The organism is Micromonospora sp. NPDC005254 (assembly GCF_042872525.1).
Lineage (GTDB): Bacteria > Actinomycetota > Actinomycetes > Mycobacteriales > Micromonosporaceae > Micromonospora.
On the sequence record NZ_JBIAKM010000007.1, the window covers coordinates 110,463 to 129,495 of the forward strand.

At 71.7% G+C, this 19,033-nt stretch carries 18 protein-coding genes; 11 read left to right on the forward strand and 7 right to left on the reverse strand.

Going from position 1 to position 19,033, the window contains the following annotated elements:
• Positions 1–6: 6 nt before the first annotated feature.
• From ACFYPR_RS21900 to ACFYPR_RS21935, 8 genes are all read left to right on the forward strand, one after another.
• Positions 7–1,011: an ABC transporter substrate-binding protein gene (locus tag ACFYPR_RS21900; protein WP_363941603.1), complete on the forward strand. Its 1,005-nt coding sequence runs from the start codon at positions 7–9 to the stop codon at positions 1,009–1,011.
• A 43-nt stretch (positions 1,012–1,054) separates the two neighbouring features.
• The gene (locus ACFYPR_RS21905; protein ID WP_387262457.1) at positions 1,055–1,810 is read left to right on the forward strand and encodes an ABC transporter ATP-binding protein; all 756 of its coding nucleotides are present in this window, start codon (positions 1,055–1,057) and stop codon (positions 1,808–1,810) included.
• Positions 1,811–1,848: 38 nt separating this feature from the next.
• Complete coding sequence (locus tag ACFYPR_RS21910) at positions 1,849–3,000, forward strand: Gfo/Idh/MocA family protein (protein WP_387262077.1); 1,152 nt, start codon at positions 1,849–1,851, stop codon at positions 2,998–3,000.
• Positions 2,997–4,151 (forward strand): dihydrodipicolinate synthase family protein, encoded by a 1,155-nt coding sequence (locus ACFYPR_RS21915; RefSeq protein WP_387262080.1) that lies wholly within the window; start codon positions 2,997–2,999, stop codon positions 4,149–4,151. The genes ACFYPR_RS21910 and ACFYPR_RS21915 overlap by 4 nt, the downstream gene beginning before the upstream one ends.
• Positions 4,148–4,951, forward strand: a complete 804-nt coding sequence (locus tag ACFYPR_RS21920) for a sugar phosphate isomerase/epimerase family protein (RefSeq protein ID WP_387262083.1) — start codon at positions 4,148–4,150, stop codon at positions 4,949–4,951. The genes ACFYPR_RS21915 and ACFYPR_RS21920 overlap by 4 nt, the downstream gene beginning before the upstream one ends.
• Positions 4,944–6,101, forward strand: a complete 1,158-nt coding sequence (locus ACFYPR_RS21925; protein ID WP_387262086.1) for a hypothetical protein — start codon at positions 4,944–4,946, stop codon at positions 6,099–6,101. The genes ACFYPR_RS21920 and ACFYPR_RS21925 overlap by 8 nt, the downstream gene beginning before the upstream one ends.
• Before the next feature lie 220 nt (positions 6,102–6,321).
• A complete protein-coding gene (locus ACFYPR_RS21930) occupies positions 6,322–7,512 on the forward strand; it encodes an amidohydrolase family protein (protein WP_355065097.1) in 1,191 nt (396 codons plus the stop codon).
• A 48-nt stretch (positions 7,513–7,560) separates the two neighbouring features.
• Positions 7,561–8,505 (forward strand): acyltransferase domain-containing protein, encoded by a 945-nt coding sequence (locus ACFYPR_RS21935; RefSeq protein WP_355065099.1) that lies wholly within the window; start codon positions 7,561–7,563, stop codon positions 8,503–8,505.
• On the opposite strand, the gene ACFYPR_RS21940 is transcribed toward ACFYPR_RS21935, so the two are convergent.
• Positions 8,409–8,861 carry a DUF6817 domain-containing protein gene (locus ACFYPR_RS21940; RefSeq protein ID WP_355065101.1) on the reverse strand — a complete coding sequence of 151 codons (453 nt, stop codon included), beginning with the start codon at positions 8,859–8,861 and terminating at the stop codon, positions 8,409–8,411. The genes ACFYPR_RS21935 and ACFYPR_RS21940 overlap by 97 nt on opposite strands.
• Positions 8,862–9,079: 218 nt before the next feature.
• A complete protein-coding gene (locus ACFYPR_RS21945) occupies positions 9,080–12,544 on the reverse strand; it encodes a ThuA domain-containing protein (RefSeq protein ID WP_387262090.1) in 3,465 nt (1,154 codons plus the stop codon).
• A 153-nt stretch (positions 12,545–12,697) separates the two neighbouring features.
• Between ACFYPR_RS21945 and ACFYPR_RS21950 the strand changes: the two genes are divergently transcribed.
• Positions 12,698–12,892: a nuclear transport factor 2 family protein gene (locus ACFYPR_RS21950; RefSeq protein WP_387262093.1), complete on the forward strand. Its 195-nt coding sequence runs from the start codon at positions 12,698–12,700 to the stop codon at positions 12,890–12,892.
• Positions 12,893–13,147: 255 nt separating this feature from the next.
• Entirely contained in the window at positions 13,148–13,495 is a 348-nt protein-coding gene (locus tag ACFYPR_RS21955; protein WP_354856073.1) for a hypothetical protein, read from the forward strand.
• A 30-nt stretch (positions 13,496–13,525) separates the two neighbouring features.
• Here ACFYPR_RS21955 and ACFYPR_RS21960 read toward each other — a convergent pair whose 3' ends face one another.
• Positions 13,526–14,452: a maleylpyruvate isomerase N-terminal domain-containing protein gene (locus ACFYPR_RS21960; RefSeq protein ID WP_387262096.1), complete on the reverse strand. Its 927-nt coding sequence runs from the start codon at positions 14,450–14,452 to the stop codon at positions 13,526–13,528.
• A 120-nt stretch (positions 14,453–14,572) separates the two neighbouring features.
• On the opposite strand from ACFYPR_RS21960, the gene ACFYPR_RS21965 reads away from it, so the two are divergent.
• The gene (locus ACFYPR_RS21965; RefSeq protein ID WP_387262099.1) at positions 14,573–15,055 is read left to right on the forward strand and encodes a hypothetical protein; all 483 of its coding nucleotides are present in this window, start codon (positions 14,573–14,575) and stop codon (positions 15,053–15,055) included.
• Between the two features lie 72 nt (positions 15,056–15,127).
• Here the strand turns inward: ACFYPR_RS21965 and ACFYPR_RS21970 are convergent, their stop codons facing one another.
• The 4 genes from ACFYPR_RS21970 to ACFYPR_RS21985 form a co-directional block, all read right to left on the reverse strand.
• Positions 15,128–15,661: a GNAT family N-acetyltransferase gene (locus ACFYPR_RS21970; RefSeq protein ID WP_354856070.1), complete on the reverse strand. Its 534-nt coding sequence runs from the start codon at positions 15,659–15,661 to the stop codon at positions 15,128–15,130.
• Between the two features lie 121 nt (positions 15,662–15,782).
• A complete protein-coding gene (locus ACFYPR_RS21975) occupies positions 15,783–17,033 on the reverse strand; it encodes a cellulose binding domain-containing protein (RefSeq protein ID WP_387262101.1) in 1,251 nt (416 codons plus the stop codon).
• A gap of 192 nt (positions 17,034–17,225) precedes the next feature.
• Positions 17,226–18,470, reverse strand: a complete 1,245-nt coding sequence (locus ACFYPR_RS21980; protein WP_387262104.1) for an RNA polymerase sigma factor — start codon at positions 18,468–18,470, stop codon at positions 17,226–17,228.
• Positions 18,470–18,856, reverse strand: coding sequence for a YciI family protein (locus ACFYPR_RS21985; protein ID WP_354856067.1), 387 nt, complete (start codon positions 18,854–18,856; stop codon positions 18,470–18,472). Before ACFYPR_RS21985 ends, ACFYPR_RS21980 begins: the two co-directional genes overlap by 1 nt.
• Positions 18,857–19,033 lie beyond the last annotated feature (177 nt).

Genomic DNA, 19,033 nt, shown 5'->3' on the forward strand with positions numbered 1-19,033 from the left:
GCACCGATGAAACGCACCGCCACCACCATCCTGGCCACCGCCGCCCTGCTCCTTTCCGCCACCGGCTGCGGTGCGGACGACTCCACGGGCAAGACCGGCGCCGACGGCAGCAAACAGGTCACCCTCACCCTCAACTGGGTGCCGTACGGCGAGCACGCTCCCTTCTACTACGGCCTGCAGAAGGGCTACTACTCCGCCGAGGGCATCGACCTGAAGATCCTGCCCGGCAACGGCTCCGGCAACACGGTCAAGCAGGTCGCCCAGAAGCAGACCGACTTCGGCTGGGCCGACAGCCCGGTGCTGCTCAAGTCCGTGGCCAGCGGAATGCCGGTGCGCAGCCTCGGCGCGTACCTGGAGAAGGGCCCCTCCTCGGTCGAGTTCTTCACCGAGAAGAACATCAAGACCCCGGCCGACCTGAAGGGCAAGACCGTCGGCGGCACCCCCGGCGATGCCCTCTACGCGACCTTCCCGGCCTGGCTGGAGAAGAACGGCGTCAACAAGAACGACGTCAAGGTGGTCAACGTGGACGCCGCCGGCAAGATCGCCGCGCTCGCCGAGGGCAAGGTCGACGCCATCATGGGCTTCTTCCACGACCAGGCCCCGACCATCGAGAGCAAGACCGGCAAGAAGGTCGACGTGCTGCTCTTCGCCGACTACGGGATGAACCTGCTCGGCACCGGCCTGATCGCCAACACGCAGACCCTGCAGAAGGACCCGGAGTTGGCCCGCAAGTTCGTCCGGGCCACCCAGAAGTCCTGGGCCGACGCCGCCCGCGACCCCGCTGGCGCGGTGAGCGCCATGGTCGCGCTCGCCGAGAACGAGCCCGCCCCGGAGGTGCTCACCAAACAGCTCACCCTCAACCTGCCGCTGCTCGGCCCGGACGGCCCGCCCGGGGTCAACACCGAGGCCCAGTGGTCCGAGACCATCGACCTGATGTCGCGCTACGCCGAGCTGAAGGACCCGGGGGCGCCCAACGCGTACTGGGACTCCTCGTACGCGGCGCAGGGGTGACCCGGTGAGCGCCGCGCCGGCAGCGACCGGCACCGCCATCGGGATGTCCGGGGTGACCGTCCGGTTCACCACCCGGCGGTCGCAGACCACCGCCCTCGACGACGTGTCCCTCGACATCGAGCCGGGGGAGTTCGTCACCATCGTCGGCCCGTCCGGCTGCGGCAAGTCCACCCTCCTGAAGATCGTCGCCGGGCTGGTCAAGCCCACCAACGGCGAGGTGTCGCTGCTGGAGCGCCCGGTACGCGGCCCGCAGAAGGAGATCGGCTTCGTCTTCCAGAAGGCCGCGCTGCTCGAGTGGCGCGGCGCGCGGGCCAACATCCTGCTCCAGGCCGAGATGCGGGGCATGGACCGGGCACGGGCGGCCCGCCGCGCCGACGAGCTGATCGAGATGACCGGCCTGACCGGCTTCGAGAAGGCGTTGCCGCACGAGCTGTCCGGCGGCATGCAGCAGCGGGTGGCGCTGTGCCGCGCGCTGCTGCACGCCCCGCCGGTGCTGCTCATGGACGAGCCCTTCGGCGCCCTGGACGCGCTGACCCGGGAGCAGATGAACGCCGAGCTGCACCGCATCTGGCGGGAGACCGGCACCACTGTGGTGCTGGTCACCCACTCCATCGCCGAGGCGGTCTTCCTCGGCACCCGGGTCGTGGTGATGAGTGCCCGGCCCGGCCGGATCATCCGCACCTTCCCGGTCGAGCTGCCGGCGCACCGCGACTACGCGCAGGTGATGTCGGACCCCCGCTTCGACCGGCTCGCCACCGAACTGCGCGGGTTGCTCGGCAGCGCGGCCGCCAACCACTGAACGCGGATCGGCATGACCAGCACGACGGAAGGAACACCATGACCCGCAGGTCCATCGGCATCATCGTCAACGGCGTGACCGGACGGATGGGCTACCGCCAGCACCTCGTCCGGTCCCTGCTTGCCATCCGCGAGTCCGGCGGCGTGCCAATGGCCGACGGCACGACCATCTGGCCGGAACCGGTCCTGGTCGGGCGTAACGAGACGAAGCTGCGCGAGCTCGCCGAACGGCACGGCCTCACCGACTGGACCACCGACCTGACCTCGGCGCTGGCCCGTGACGACGTCGAGATCTACTTCGACGCCCAGGTCACCCAGCAGCGCGAGAAGGCGATCCGCCAGGCGATCGAGGCCGGCAAGCACATCTACACCGAGAAGCCCCTGGCCGAGGACACTGCCAGCGCGCTCGACCTGGCCCGGGCCGCCGAGGCGGCCGGCGTCCGCACCGGCGTCGTGCAGGACAAGCTGTTCCTGCCCGGTCTGCGCAAGCTCAAGCGGCTCATCGACGGCGGCTTCTTCGGCCGGATCCTCTCGGTGCGGGGCGAGTTCGGCTACTGGGTCTTCGAGGGCGACTGGCAGCCGGCCCAGCGCCCGTCCTGGAACTACCGGGCCGAGGACGGCGGCGGGATCACGTCCGACATGTTCCCGCACTGGCACTACGTGCTGGAGGAGCTGTTCGGCCGGGTCAACGCGGTCTCCTGCGTGACCGCCACCCACGTGCCCGAGCGGGTCGACGAGGACGGCCGCACCTACGCGGCCACCGCCGACGACGCCGCGTACGCCATCTTCGAACTCGACGGCGGGATCATCGCGCAGATCAACTCGTCCTGGGGCGTGCGGGTGTACCGCGACGAGCTGGTGGAGTTCCAGGTCGACGGCACCGAGGGCAGCGCCGTCGCCGGACTGCGCAACTGCCGGGTGCAGCACCGGGCGGTCACCCCGAAACCGGTGTGGAACCCGGACCTGCCGGTCACCGAGGACTTCCGCGCCCAGTGGGCCGAGGTGCCCGACAACGAGGAGTTCGACAACGGCTTCCGGGTGCAGTGGGAGGCGTTCCTGCGGCACGTCGTGGCCGGCGAGCCGTTCCAGTGGGACTTCCTGGCCGGCGCGCGCGGCGTTCAGCTCGCCGAGCTGGGGCTGCGCGCGGCCCGCGAGGGCGTCCGCGTCCGGGTTCCGGAGCTGCGCGCATGAGCGCCGCCGACGTGGTGCTGCCGGGCGGGCGGCGACACCGGCTGGCCGGGGGGAGCGGCTTCGCCCGCCCGGCCGCCCCGGCGACCGGCCGGATCGCGTACGCCGCCGCGCACGTGGTCGCCGACCCGGGCGCGGAGAACGTGCCGGGGGCCCCGGCGGCGGTGGACTGGGACACCACCCTCGCGTTCCGGCGGCACCTCTGGTCGTACGGGCTGGGGGTCGCCGAGGCGATGGACACCGCCCAGCGGGGGATGGGCCTGGACTATCCGGCGACCCAGGAGCTGATCCGGCGCAGCGCCGCCGAGGCCCGCGCCGTGGGCGGCCGGATCGTCGCGGGTGTCGGCACCGACCAGCTGCCGGCCGGCCCGGCGACCCTGGCGGCGGTCGCCGCCGCGTACCGCGAACAGCTCGACGACGTCCGCGCGGCCGGCGCCCGGCCGGTGCTGATGTGCAGCCGGCACCTGGCCGCCGCCGCCCGCGGCCCCGAGGATTACCTGCGGGTGTACGACGAGCTGCTGACCGCCGCCGGGGAACCGGTGGTGCTGCACTGGCTCGGGCCGATGTTCGACCCGGCGCTGACCGGTTACTGGGGATCTGTCGATCTGGATCTGGCCGCCGACACGGTCATCGAGCTGATCAAGGCGCACCAGTCCACGGTGGACGGTGTCAAGGTGTCGCTGCTCGACGCCGGCCGGGAGGTCGCGCTGCGCCGCCGGCTACCGGCGGGGGTACGCCTCTACACCGGCGACGACTTCCACTACCCGGAGCTGATCCGGGGTGACGAGGTGGGCCACTCTGACGCGCTGCTCGGGGTGTTCGCGGCGATCGCGCCGGCCGCCGCCGCCGCGTTGGCGGCCCTCGACCGGGGCGACCTGGCGGCGTACGACGAGATCTTCGCGCCGACCGTGCCGCTGGCCCGGCACCTGTTCGCGGCGCCGACCTGGCACTACAAGACGGGGATCGTGTTCCTGGCCTGGCTGGCCGGTCACCAGGACCACTTCACCATGGTCGGCGGCGCGCAGTCCGGGCGGTCCCCGGCGCACCTGGCGACCCTGCTCACCCTGGCCGACGCGGCCGGGCTGCTGCCCGACGCCGACCTGGCCGCCGCCCGCGCGCGGTCGTTCTTCACAGTGGCGGGTGTGGAGCAATGAGTTTGGAGCGGTTCTCGTTCAACCAGGCGACCGCCCAGCACTGGCCGTTGCCCGAGGTGGTCGCCGGCTGTGTGGCGGCCAACGTGCCGGGCATCGGGCTGTGGCGGGAGCCGGTGACGCAGTACGGGCTGGCCCGCTCGGCGAAGCTGGTCCGGGACGCGGGTCTCGCCGTCACCTCGCTGTGCCGGGGCGGCTTCTTCTCCGGCGACGACTGGCGTGCGGAGAACCTGCGGGCCATCGAGGAGGCGGCCGTCCTGGGCGCGCCCGAGCTGGTGCTGGTCTCCGGCGGGTTGCCGCCCGGCAGTCGGGACATCGACGGCACTCGGGCCCGGGTCGCCGAGGCGATCGGCGAGCTGGCACCGCACGCGGCGGCTGCCGGGGTACGGCTGGCGATCGAGCCGCTGCACCCGATGTTCAGCGCCGACCGGTGCGTGATCGCGACCCTCGGCCAGGCGCTGGCCATCGCCGAGCGGTTCGACCCGGCGGTGGTCGGCGTGGTCGTGGACGCGTACCACGTCTGGTGGGACGACACGGTGTACGCGCAGATCGCCCGCGCGGGGGCCCGGATCGCCGCCTTCCAGGTCTGCGACTGGGTGACTCCGCTGCCGGAGGGCGTGTTGCTGGGTCGGGCGCTGCCCGGTGACGGCTGCATCGAGCTGCGTCGGCTGCGCGAGGCCGTGGACGCGGCCGGTTACGTCGGCCCGATCGAGGTGGAGGTCTTCTCCGCCGAGGTGTGGGCGCGTCCGGGCGCGGAGGTGCTGGACGCGGCGATCACCGGCTACCTGCGCCACGTTGTCTGAGGCTCCCGAACGGCGGTGGCCGGCGGCGGTCGGCGCCTGGCTGGGCATCGGCACCGCGCCGGCCACCCTCGTGCTCGGTGCGGCGATGGCCGCCCGGCACGGTGGCCCGGTGCCGGTGACCGGCCTGCTGGTCGGCGGGGTGCTGACGGCGGCGCTGCTGTGGGGGCAGGGCCGGATCGGCCTGCGCCGGCCGCTCGGCGACGGCGGAACGCTTACCGCGGTGCTGCCCGCCTACCTGGGCGACACCTCGCGGCTGCTGCTGGCGGCCGTGCTGACTGTGTCCATGATCGGCTGGAACGGTTTCAACGTCGGGCTCGGCGGCGCCTCCCTCGCCGCTCTGACGCACCTGCCGGGCTGGGCCGGGCCGGCGCTGCTGGAGGTGGCGGTCCTCGCCGTCTCCTGGGCGCCGGCCCGGCTCGGCAACCGGGTCGCGGTCGTCACCACCCTCAGCGCGGTGGTGCTGGTCGGCTGGTGCCTGACCGTGCTGCCGCCACCGGGTGCTCCGGTCCGTGTCGCCGCCGGCGGGCTCGCCGACGCCGCTGCGCTGATCGGGTACGCCGCGGTGTTCGCGCTGCGCGCCCCGGACTTCAGCGTCGACCTCGCCCGACGGCGGGACCTGGCCTGGTGCGTGGGCCTGCTGATCGGGCCCGCGCTGCTCGGGGTGCTCGCGGGCGCCGGCCTGTGGCTGCGAACCGGCTCGGCGGACGTGGTCGCGCTGCTCGCCGCCGGTTCGGGACTGGCGGCGTACGCGAATCTGTTCGTCGCGGTGGCGGTCTTCGCGGCGGCGCTGACCACGACGTACTCCGGTGCTCTGGCGGTGCGCGGCCTGGCGCCCCGGGTGCCGGCCCGCGTGGCGATGCTCGCCGTCGCGGTGCTCGGCGGGATGCTGGCGGTTGCCCGCTTCGACCGCCTCGTCCTGCCGTGGTTGACCCTGCTGGCCGCCGCGCTGCCGGTGCTTGTCGTGCCGATGGCCGTGGAGGCGGCGGCACGGCGGCGCGGCCGTGCCCCACGGACCGTGCCCGCGTGGTGTTGGGTGCCGCCGGCACTGCTCGCGGTCGGGTGCACGCTCGCCGGGGTGGGCGTCGCGCCGCTGCTCGGGCTGGCCCTCGCCGGGGCGCTCACCATGAGCTGGCGCCGTTCCCTCTGGTGAGGGACAGGGCTCGCCTCCTGGGGGGAGGTGGCAGGGTTCGACGGCGCGGATCGTGGACGCCATGAGCCCCACCTCGACCGGTCCGAGCCTGACGCCAGCCGTGCCCACGGGAGGCGCCGGGAAACCGGCGAGCAGGTTCGGGCTGACCAGGGCCCCTTGTTCGCGGGGCGCCGTCAGCGCAGAGCCGGTGGTAACTGTTCAGCTCGACGGGGGAGGACCGATGACGAAGCATGCTGTCCGGGCGGCGCGGATGTTCGACGGCGAGCGGCTCGTGGACGGCGGGGTGCTGGTCCTGCTGGACGACTGTCGTATCACCGACGTGCACCGGGGTTGGGCGCAGGCGCCGGAGGACTGGCCGGTGCGCGAGCATCCGGACGGCACCCTGCTTCCGGGCTTGATCGACGCGCACGTGCACCTGTGCGCCGATGCCGGGCCGGACGCGCTCGGCCGGCTCGCCGAACGTCCTGAGACGGACCTCGACGCGGTCGTCGAGGCGTCACTGGGTGCGCACCTGGCGGCCGGCGTCACGACCGTCCGGGACCTGGGCGACCGCCGCGGTGCCGTGCTGCGGTGGCGGGACCGGGGGGTGCGCGACGACCTACCAACGGTGGTCGGGTCGGGCGCGCCGATCACCAGCGTCGGCGGGCACTGCTGGTGGATGGGGGGCGAGGCGAGTGGCGTCGACGGGATCCGCGCGGCCGTGCGTGAGCAGGCGGCGGCCGGCGCCAACCTGGTGAAGGTCATGGCCAGCGGCGGGGTGTTCACCCCCGGCACCGACACCACCCGGCCGCAGTTCAGCGACCAGGAGCTGACCGCCGCGGTGACCCGGGCGCATGATCTCGGCCTGCCGGTGACGGCGCACGCGCACGCGCTCAGCGCTGTCGAGCAGGCCCTGCGCGTCGGTGTCGACGGCATCGAGCACTGCACGTGCGTGACCGCGGCCGGCGCCCACGTCCCCGACGACCTCGCGGATCGCCTGGCCATGTCCGGGGTGGCGGTCTGTGCCACGCTCGGCACCGACCCAGCCGTGATCACCCCGCCGGAGGTGGTGGAGATGGCGGCGCGGGCCGGGCTCAGCGAGGCCGCGCTGCGCGCCGCCGCCGCCACCCTGCACCGGGCCGGGGTTCGCCTGGTGGCCGGCTCGGACGCGGGCCTCGGCCCCGCGAAGCCGCACGGGATCCTGCCGGAGACGCTCGTCGAGTACGTCGCGTGTGGCATCCCCGCCACAGCAGCCCTCGCCGCGGCGACCTCGGTCGGCGCCGAGGTGTGTGGCCTGGGGCGGAGTAAGGGCCGCGTCCGCCCCGGCTATGACGCCGACCTGCTGGTCGTGGACGGCGACCCGACCAGCGACATCACCGTACTGCGCCGCCCGCTCGCCGTGTACCTCGCTGGGGCGGTGCCTGGAGACTGAGCAGTCGCGGGCTGTGGGAAGGCGCCGACCGGCGGTAGGTTCGTCGGCATGGATCTGGAGGACATCGCCGCCCGGCTCGGGGTGCCCGTCCAGGACGTCGAGCGTGTGCACCGGCTCGCCGGGGACCAGCCGTCGGCTCCGCTGCCAGCCAGGGCCGACGCGCCCGCGCTCCTTGACCGGCTCGCGGTGCGGCCGGACGACGCCGCGGAGATCATGGCGGGCTGGCCGGACCCCGACTCCGCACTGTGGACTCCGGAGCTGTGCTGGCTGCTCGACCGCTCGATCGCACTGGTCCGTGCCGATCTCGGTGGCCACGTCTGGCTGCCGCCCGGTCCGGAGCTGCCGCGCGAACGGGGCAACGCGTGGCGGCACCTCTACGTGTACGCGTACCTCGCCCTGGTCGACGTCGTCCGGGGTTACCACCGCGACCACGGCGTGCCCGATGCCGTTTCCTGGCTGACCCTCGCGGACCTGGGCCGCAATCTCGCCGTCGATCGGCGGATGCGGGGTGAGGGTTGGCCGGTGATGCAGAGCTGGCTGACGCTGCATGTGCGCGGCGGCGTCTACGAGCTGGGCCGGCTGCAGCACCACCGGGGCGGCACGACCCTCGGCCTGCACATCCCGGAGTCGGGACCGTTGACGCCGGAGGCGATCACGGCGTCGCTCGACGAGGCCCGCGCGTTCTTCCCGCGCCACTTCCCCGACGAGCGCTACACGGAGTTCTCCTGCGGCTCGTGGCTGCTCGACCCGCAGCTGCGGGAGTACCTGCCCGAGGACTCCAACATCGTCCGGTTCCAGCGACGGTTCGAGCTGGAGCCCTACGAGGAGCCGGAGGGGCTGGACGCCGACGTCGAGGTGCTGCGGTTCACGTTCCGCACCCTGAGCACGCCGCTCGATCAACTGCCGCGCCGTACCGCCCTCCAGCGCGCGATCGTCGACCACCTGGCGGCCGGCCGCCACTGGCAATGGCGCCAGGGCCGCTTCCCGATCTGACCATCCACCTGGGAGCGCGGACCCCGCTCTGCCAGCGCCTGGAAAGACGATCTAGGCACAGTGGCCGCGACGTGATCTTCTATCTCCGGCGATCCGTAACACCGCTCCTCGGCGTCGGCGCCGATCAGATCCCGCAGGACCGCACGATCGGCCCGATCGAGCAGGGTGAGGTCGAACCCGTCGGTGCCGTAGACGGCGTGGGTGAGGCCCGCGGCCTGCACGTCGCCGTCGCAGCCGAGCGCGGCGAGTCGGTCGCTGACGCGACACAGGTGGGCGTACAGATTGCCCCCGGGATGCGCGATCTGCTCAGCGCCCCGGTCGCGCAGCCAGCCCCGCACGGCGGTGTCGGTGCTCATGGCCCCGACTGTAGGTATCGGCTGCCGGAACTCGCTGCCCCCGGACGTGGGCAATATGTCACACGCTCAGGTGGATGTCGCCGAGGTCCGAGGGGAGATCTTGGACAGTTTCCGTTCGGGCCGAACGGAAACTGTCCAAGATCTGCGCCGTCAGCGGCTCCGCGGGCCCGTCTCGGCGGGGCGGACGGGGGTTTGGCCCGTCCACCCCCGACTCCCGATCAGGTGGCAGTGACGGTGAGGTTGAGCGAGCGGGTCTCCCCGCTGGTGTAGGTGACCGTCACCCGGGCGGTGAAGGTCCCCTTGCGCGTGTAGCTGTGACTCGTCGACCGCAGGGTCGCGCCGTGCGTGACGGCGCTGTTGTCGCCGAAGTCCCACGCGTAGTCGGTGATGCTCTGCCCCGACGGTGCCGTCGCGGTGGCGGTCAGCGTGGTGGTCAGCGGCGCGGTGCCGCTGGCCGGGTTGGCCGCGAGCGACAGCGTCCCGCCCGGTTCCTGCTTGACGCCGGCCCCGTTGAACCGCAGCCAGTCGAGCGAGAGCAGGTCCGGTGTGCCGCCGACCTGTGCGGCGTTGACGAACCTGGCGTACAGGACTGTGGTGCCGGCGGGCTTGTTGGTCAGCGTGACGGTGGGCGAGACCAGGTTGTCCCACCCGCCGGTCGAGCCGATGGTGGCCGAGCCGATCAGGGTGCCGGTGGGGGAGCCGGTGCGCAGCTCGATGACGCCGCCGAGCCCGCCGTTGGTCACCCCGAGCGTCACCGAGCCGATGTTGCGCAGGTCCACCGGCCCGTACGCCGCCCAGTCGTTGTGGTCGACGTCGCCGAGCCGCTTGCCGGCGCGGGCGGTGGTCCGGTCGTTCACGGTGAGGCCGGACTGGGCGCTGAAGTGCTCGGCCTCCTTGCTCTTGGGTTGCAGCTGCGCCCGGGTCGAGCCGGTCAGCGCCGGTACGCCGCCGGCCGCGCCGCCGTCGGTGTACTGCGCGGTGACGACGGTGTAGAGGTTCTGCCCCGGCCCGTGGCCGTCACCGGCGTCCGCCTCGGTCGCGAGCAGTCCCGAGCAGCCGGTGTAGACGTCCAGCGGGTGGGCGTGCGTGTCGTGGCCGAGTTGGGTCTGCACGGTCACCTTGGCGCAGTCGATGGTGGTGTCCTCCGGGTCGGTGACAATCACCGTGTAGGGGATCTTGTCGCCGAAGTCGAAGAACCCGCCGTCGGGCACGGTGATGGTCACCGTGGGTCGGGTGTTGCCGACCACCACGTCGGTGACGGCGCTGGCGGTCAACCCGTTGCCGCTGTTGCGCACGGTCAGCCGGGCGGTGAACTTCCCGGCCGTCGAGTAGGTGAAGCTCGGGTTGGCGGCGGTGGAGTCGGTGGTGCCGTCGTTGGTGAAGTCCCAGGCGTAGCTGAGCGCCGAGCCGTCACCGGCCGCCGTACCGGCCGAGGAGAAGCTGACCGCGAGCGGCGCGCGTCCGCTGTCCGGGGTGGCGGCGATCTTCGCGGTCGGCGGTCGGCCGTTGGCCACGTAGTCGATCCGGTAGATGCCGGCGCCGGCGTTGCTGCCGCCACGACCGCTGCCGGTGCCCTCGCCGAAGTCGATGACGTAGAGCGAGCCGTCCGGGCCGAACTCCGCCTCGAAGGGCTGGATCCAGCTCATGTTGTCGAAGATTCCGTTGATCGACTGGAGGTCGCCGACCGCGGTGGGACCGAAGCGCGAGTTGGTGAAGGTCTGCGCGGTCCGGTGGATCGAGAGCGTCTTGAACCACTTGCGGGTGAACTCGTACGTGATCCACTTGCCGTCGAAGTACTCCGGGAACTTCGTGGTGCGGGTGTTGGCCGGGTCGTAGTCGTAGACCGGCCCGCTCATCGGGCCGCCGCCCCCGGTGCCCACCTCCGGGAACTGGCTGGAGGCGGAGTACGCGTACCAGACCAGCGCCGACTTCGCCGCCGGCAGGGTGGTCAGGCCGGTGTTGTTGGGGGAGTTGTTCGTCAGCGCCGCGCAGGTGAACTTCGCCCCGGAGGTGCTGGTGGCGAAGTTGTAGTCGTTGAACGGGATGTTGTTGCCGACGCAGTACGGCCAGCCGTAGTTGCCGGCGGCGGTGATGCGGTTGAACTCGACAGTCCCCTCCGGACCGCGGTTGGGGTCGGCGGCGCGGGCGTCCGGGCCGTAGTCACCGACCAGCACCGCGTTCGTCTGCGGCTCGATGGTGATCCGGAACGGGTTGCGCATACCCATCGCGTAGATCTCCGGCCGGGTCTTCGCCGTGCCGGCCGGGAAGAGGTTGCCGCTCGGCACGGTGTACGTACCGTCGGCCTGCGGGGTGATCCGCAGGATCTTGCCGCGCAGGTCGTTGGTGTTGCCGGCGGTGCCCTGCGCGTCCCAGGCGGCCCGGCCGGCCTGCTCGTCGATGGGGGTGTAACCGCTGGAGGCGAACGGGTCGGTGTTGTCGCCGATCGCTGCGTACAGGCGACCGGCCGCGTCCATGGCCAGCGAGCCGCCCATGTGCGAGTTGGCCCGGCCCACGCCGCGGTACGTCGGAACGGTCAGCAGCCGCTTCTCCGAGGACAGCGCGACGCTGTTGTTCGCCACCGTGAACCGGGACAGGTTGAGCTGTTTGAGGGTCTTGTCGGACCAGAGCAGGTAGACCCAGCCGTTGCTGGCGAAGTTGCGGTCCAGGGTCATCCCGAGCAGCCCGTCGGACTGGTCGGTCATCGCCGAGGTGTAGGCGAAGTCCAGCAGCGTGGTGACCTGGAGCGTGTTCGAGTCGACCACCTTCAGCGCGCCGGTGCGCTGGATGTAGTAGACCTTCCGGTCCGGGGCGACGGCCAGCTCGAAGGGGTCGGCGAGGTTCTCGGTGACCAGGCCCACCCGCTCGAAGTTTCCGGTCCTGGTGGCGGAGCAGTCGCCGGCGACCGCGCCGGCGGCCCACTCGATGCCGTAGCGCAGATGCTCCAGGAACGCCGGCTCGCTGAACCGGGAGCTGGCGTGCCCGCCGGCGGTGAACCACGACCGGCCGCCGTCGTACCGCTGACACCAGGAGTACGCGTGGTCGACGCCCTCGTCCAGACCGCTGATCCCGTCGCGCACCTTGATCTGCGCGAGGGTGTGCACGTTGCCGGTCGGGTTGGTCCGCCAGTTGTACCACTCCTCGCTCTGCTCCCACAGCTCCGGCAGGTTGCGGGTGGAGGGGTGGGCGCGGTCGAGGACCTTGACCCGACCCGGGTACGTGCCGCCGGTGGCCGAGAAGTCGGGGTGGTAGTCGAAGATGGTGCCGACCAGGCCCTCGTACCACGGCCAGTCGCGTTCGCTGGCCGAGGCGGCGTGCAGGCCGGCCCAGCCGCCGCCGTTGCGGATGAACGTCTGCAACGCCGCGCGCTGGCTGGCGTTGAGCAGGTCACCCGAGGCGGGGGTGGAGTTGGTGTTGTTGAAGACCAGGGCGTCGAAGGTGGCGAGGTTGGCGTCGGTGAAGGCGCCCGCGTCGGTGGTGGCGACGACCTCGAAGTTGTGAGTGGCGCCGAGCTGCTGGATCGCGGCGACGCCGGCCGGGATCGAGTCGTGGTAGAAATTGGTGATCTTCGAGAAGACCAGCACCCGGAAGCGCGGGGCGGCCTCGGCGGGCAGGGCGGTGGTGGTGCTCAGCACGGTGGCGACGGTGAGCAGGGCGAGGCAGATCGCGCGCAGGTGTTTGGGCATGGGGGCGCTCCCTGTCGGACGGTGAGGGTCGGAAAGCGCTTTCTTGCTGCCCGCATCACGGTACTGACAGCCAGTGACGACCGTCAATAGCTTCGGGTAAGCGGTTTCCTGACGCGGCAGCAGGGACACCGCGCCCGCGCGGCGGCGCTTACGATGTCCCTGGACACGCTCCGTGACATCGTGAATGCGGCGCTCGGCAGCGTCGTCGCCACCGGCGCGGCGTTCGAGCAGATCGTCATCGCCGTGTTCCGGGTCCGGGACGGTCAGATCCTGTCGTACCGCGACTACATCAACCCGCTCCCGCTGCTCGACGCGTTGGCCAGCATCACCGGCGGCACTCACGCGTAGGCCGCCGGCCGCCGACCTGCGTCACCGAGAGGCGGGCCACAGGTGCCCCTCGGGCAGCGACCTTCCCTGGCCGACGTCGAGCTGGCCGGGCGGGACCTGGAGGATTTCTCTCCGACGTGATCAAGCGCGTGCGTCTGCCGCGATCCGTGTCGAAAGGCGTCCCGGATGGACTGAGGCATTGATGCAAGTCACTCTGATTCTGGACCGAGTCAGCTTTCGGTCCGCTCTTTCAACGCCGTTCCGGGAAGGACGCTCATGCGCACATTCGCCCACCGGACCGCGGCGGGTTTCGCCGCCGTCCTGATCGCCGCGCTGGCCGTGACGCTGCCGGGGTCGCCCGCGGTGGCCGGCGAACCGTTCCAGAGCCCGGACCAGGGCCTGGTCTTCTACTCGAGCTACCCGACCGAAGTGGCCGGCAGGCTGGCCACACCCGACGGCATCTGCCACCAGGTCCCGGCCGACGCGGCCTGGATGCTCACCTGGAGCGGTGGCTTCGGTTCGGTGCCCGGCTACCGGACCCCCGACTGCAGCGGTCCGGCAACCGAGCTCAACAACTTCCACAGCTGGCCGGAGGGCCGCTACCTCACCTACCGGGCCAGCTGACAGCTGGCCGGCCGTCGCGGCGTACGACGATCACCGGTCGCCAGCGCTGCCGTTCGGCCGGTCGCTCCGTCGTCGATCGGCGCTCTCCGTTCCCGCCGGCGCGAGCCGACCGTTGGGCATGTGGACGACCCGGAGGAACGCGGGCAGCCGCCACGGCCGTGGCCCGCCGATGACGACGTCGCGCCGCAGCATCGCCTGCGCGATGCTGATCCGGCCGAACATCATCAGGTTGAACCGGGCGGGCTGGAACCTCACGCGCACGTCGAACGGGGCGTCGGGCGGTGCGATCCACACCCTGCGGTCGCCCAGCGTCAGCGTCGTGGTCGGCGTGAACGCCGATCGGAACTGCACCGACACGTGGTGGCGAGGCATCGGCAGCTCGGTGTTGAGCAGCACCCCGTACGAGTCGCGCAGCATGTCGAACATGAACAGGTCCCAGTAGAGCGCGGCGTGTTCGTCCGGCATCGGCCACGGTCGGCGCAGCGCCCGCGCGATGTCCCAGCCGTGCACGAGCAGCTCGTTGGTCAGATGGGCGAACAGGCCGCCGGCCGTCACCCGCGCGTTGCCCAGCCAACTCACCGTCGACCGCGGATCCGCGGTCGTGACCAGGAGGCGGGCGACCGCGGTGTTCAGCTGCGGCAGCAGGACTTCCGGCTCCCGCTCGGTGAAGTGGGCGAGCACGTGGCTGTTGACGTCGGCCACCGTGTCGACGTTCGTGACGGCGAGCATGTCCTCCAGGCCCGGCACCCGGATGGTGACCTCGGTGCCCTCCAGTCTGGCCACGTACAGCACCGCGATCGACACCACGTGCGCGACGGTGTCGGCGAGGGTCCAGTCGTCGGTGACCAGGACCGTGGGCGACGGCGCGGCGGCCACCATCTCGGTGAACCGGTCGGCAGCCGCCCGCAGGGCCGTGTTCGCCACATTCCAGCGGTCCGGGCCTGCCGTTTCACTCACGTCCAGCAGTATCGGGCATTCGCTCACACCGGACTTCTCCGAACGTGCGCTCATTCGCCAGTTCCGGGCCGCCGTCACGAGCTACCTCACCCGCTTCGGTGGTGTGGCTATCGTTCTGACATGCTCCGCGACTCATCCCGCGCCGTCGGTGCCGCCTTCCTCGCGGACGGCCCGGCCGATGGCGTCGACCTCAGCCTGTTCGGACAGTTCACGGGCTCCTGGGCACTGGACTGCACCGAGTACGACCCCGATGGGTCCTCGTCCGTCCGGCGGGGCGAGTGGCACTTCGGGTACGCGTTGGGCGGTCGGGCGACCACCGATGTCTGGATCCTGCCCGGCGTCGAACACGGCGTCAGCGTGCGATTCCCCGATCCTACGGCAGGGCCGGGAATCTGGCGCTCGACGTGGGTGGGGCCGGGCCGGCATCGGACGCACACCTTCCGGGCCGCCCGCGTCGGCGAGCAGATCGTGCTCGACGGCGGTGATTTGCGGTGGACCTTCTCCGACATCGGCGCCGACGAGTTCCGCTGGCGCAACGAGGCACAGCAGCCCGACGGAACGTGGCGAGTTCAGCAGACCTTCCAGGTGTGGCGACAGGTCTGACCGTTGCCGCGACCGGCCACGCTCCGCCGATGACCCGCCGGGGAGCAGCTCCCGCCGGCCGCGACGATCCTGTCAGCCGGAGGTGGTGAAGGTGATAAAGGTGTCGGGGGGCCGCGTTTCGGCAGTCGCACCGTCGTGGACCTCCCACGCGTCCCCGACGACCTGTTCTGCCACCCGCGACCAGAACGCTTCGACACCGGTGTTGTAACGCTGGAAGCCGATACTCCACCTTCCGGGGCACAGTGCGATGACCTGAACGGCAGCGGTACGGCCGACGCCTGTGCGACGCAGCGCGCGGACGACGAAGAAACTGGTGACGGACCTGCCGCCGTCCTCGGTCGGCGTGGTCATCACGAACCCTGCCGTACGGCCGGCCGCAGTAATCAACCATGCCCGGCGCTGCGGGTCGACGCCGGCGAGAAACCGGTCGAGTGGCCGGTCGTTGAACGTGCCATCATCGTTGGGGACGTGACCGTACGCCTCTGACAGGTCATGGCGATACAACTGACCCAGATTGCCGAGCACCGCCCGGTGCGACCGGTCGACCGGTATCAGCGCGACGGGGTTCGAGGGCGGGCGAGGCGGCATCGCAGCTTCCCAGGGCACCGCGGCAGTCTTGCATGCCGACCGGGGCGCTCTGACCGGGTGCGCACGGCCAGCAGTGGAAGGGCGCACAACGGCTCTGCGGGCCGGCGCCCCCGGCGCCGAACCGCAGAGCTGGCCTACGTCAGCTTCCGGTGCAGGTGGCGGTGGTGCCGCTGCCGTTACCGGTGCCCTGGAACCCGAAACTGGTGGTCTGACCCGCCGCCAGTCGTCCGTTGTAGCTCTGGTTGGCGACGGTGATGGTGCCGCTGGTACCGCTGGCGACGCCGTTCCACACCGAGCTGACCGAAGCTCCGCTCGGCAGGGTGAGGGTGACCCGCCAGCCGGTGAGCGCGGACGTCCCCGCGGTGACGGTCACGGTGGCGACGAATCCGCCGTTCCACTGGTCCTGGACTGAGTAGACGGCGGTGCAGGCCGGGGTGCCGGTGGGCGGCGGCGTGGTCGGCGGAGGCGTGCTGGGCGGAGGTGTGCTGGGCGGGGGCGTCGTGGGCGGAGGTGTCGTGGGTGGCGGCGTGGTGGGCGGCGTGCCGCCGTCGAGCGTCAGGTTCTTCTGCTGGACGGTCCACTGGTTGCGGCACAGGCCGCAGTCGGGGCCGGCGAAGTTGGCGCCTGCGGTGGTGTCACCCTTCAGGCGCCACCTGAGGTAGAGCACCGCGACGCGGCCGAACTCGCCGCCGTTGGCCTGGTCGTAGGTGCCGCCGTGACCGACGTTGAGATTGCCCATGAAGGCGGGCAGCCCGGTCGGCAGCTTGCCCCAGTCGTCCATGGCGTTGGGGTAGGCGATGTCGCTGGGCCCGCCGATGAAGTAGGCGATCGGCTTGGTCAGCCTCCTGAGCTGGTAGTCGTCGGCGTCGTTCAGCAGGCCGCTGCTGAAGATCCCGGTCGTGGTGACGCGCGGGTCGGCCGAGACGGCGTACGCCTCCAGCCCTCCGCAGGAGAAGCCCGCGACGGCGACCTTGGTGGTGTCGAGCTTGTTGAAGTACTTGCTGCCCTGCCGGGAGTTCTCCGCCACGGCCCAGTCGATGGACTGGGTGAGCATCTGGGAGGTGGTGGAGCCGGACCCGTTCGGGGCTCCGTTGGCGATGGCGAGGAAACCGTGGGAGGCGATCTCGCGCAGGAAGTTGCCCTGGGAGAGGCCGTTGGCAGAGCACCCGCCGTTGCCCCAGACGAAGATGGGGAGGCGTTCGGACGGGAGGGTCTGGGGCCGGAAGATGGTGTGGTTGGCCAGGCTGGCCGACGTCTCGTAGTCGGCGGGATAGGGCCCGGAACCGCCGACGGCGGCATCGGCCGGTGTCGCGCCGAGCATCACGATCACCGAGGCAACCGGGACGATGACGGTCACCAGCCCCGCGTAGATCTTCGATCTCCTTCTCATGCACCCCTCCAACGGATGTCACGGTGGGCTCCCGGCGGCGGCGGTGGCGGCTGTTCGTTCACGCTGCGACCGCAGTGGTCAGCGCAGGCCACGGGCCAGGTCGAGGCGAACGCGTCGACCACCCGGCGGGGTCCCCACAGGCGATCCGATGGGAGCGGTATGCAGTTACTATCACTGCCGTAACGAAAAGTGTCAATCTATGGTCGGTCCCGGGCTCGCTGACTCCGACGCCTTGCGCAGCAGCACCGAGCGTTCACGCTGGTTGGCGCACAGCCGGGCGGCCAGCTCCAGCTCGGCGCGCGCTTCCGCTCGCCGTCCGAGCCGGGCCAGCAGCTCCCCGCGTACGGTCGGGACCAGGTGCGATCCGGGGAGCCGGTTCGCGGCGATCAGCTCGTCCACGATGGCCAGGGCGTGCGCCGGGCCCGAGGCCATGGCCACGGCGACGGCCCGGTTGAGGTCGACCACCGGTGAGGGGGCGACCCGGCCGAGCGCCTCGTAGAGCACGACGATCCGCTCCCAGTCGGTCGCCTCGACGGAGGGCGCCGACGCGTGGGTGGCGGCGATCGCGGCCTGCAGACCGTAGGGGCCGAGCCCGCGGGCCGACGCCCTGGACAGCGCGGTCAGCCCGCGACGGATCGCGGACACGTCCCACCGCCGTCGGTCCTGGTCCTCCAGCAGGACCGGCGAGCCGTCCGGGCCGGTCCGGGCCGGAAAGCGTGCGGCCGTCAGCTCGCACAACGCGAGAAGGCCGTGCACCTCCGGCTCGTCCGGTTGCAGCGCGGCCAGCGTACGGGCCAGCCGGATCGCCTCGTACGCGACGTCGGGGCGCAGCAACCGGTCGCCCGACGTGGCCGTCGACCCCTCGGTGAAGATCACGTACAGGACGCTGAGCACGCCGCCGAGCCGTTCCCGGCGCTCGGCGGCCGGCGGCAGCTCGAACGGCACCCGGGCCGCCGCGATCGTCTTCTTGGCGCGGGTGATGCGGGCCTGCACGGTCGGCACGGACACGAGGAACGCGCGGGCGATCTCCTCGCTGGACAGGCCGCCGACCACGCGCAGGGTCAGCGCCACCCGGGCCTCGGGGGAGAGCACCGGGTGGCAGCTGACGAACATCAGCGCCAGCACGTCGTCGTCGATCCGGTCGGGGTCGATGTCCTCGTCAACGAAGCAGGCCGCCGCGTCGATCGCCAGCAGGGCGTACCGCTGCTGGAGCGCGCTTCGGCGGCGGATCGCGTCGATGGCCCGCCGTCGGGCCGTGGCCATCAGCCAACCGGCCGGATTGACCGGGGCGGCACGCCGCCATGACACCAGCGCCTCGGCCACCGCCTCCTGGGCGGCGTCCTCGGCCAGCTCGAAATCGCCCGTGAACCGGGTCAGCGCGGCGACGATCCGCGCCGACTCGATCCGCCAGACGGCCTCGACGTCGGCCGTACCCATCAGAGGTGGCCGTTGCTCGCGCTGTCCGCCGGGACCTCGTCGGCCTCGGCCACCCGCCGGACCTCGATCTTGGAGCCGCGGACCGCGGGGAACCTCCTGGCCCACTGCACCGCCTCCTCCTTCGAGGCGACATCGAGCAGGAAGTAGCCCCCGAACAGTTCCTTGGTCTCGCCGTACGGCCCGTCCGTGACCACCGGGGCCTCGCCGCCGAAGTCGACCACGACGCCCTGGGCCGGATCGTCCAGCCCCTCGGCCGCGAGGAGGACACCGGCCTTGACCATCTCCTCGATGAACGTGCGGGTCGCGACCATCGCCTCGTCGATCGAGGCCATCATGGCGGCGTTCGACTCGTCGGTGCCTCGCATGATCAGCATGTACGTCGACAACTTGTTCTCCTCGTCCGGCGGGGCCGCCCCTCGGCCCTCACTCCACACGTCGAACGAACGGCCGGTGGATCGACGCGGCCCCCAAAAGAAACCCTCGTCGCAGTCCGGTCGCCCTCGACATCCGTTCATCCTGCTCGGGCGCGACCGCGGCGAGTGCGGTCGGCCGGCGGGGTGCTG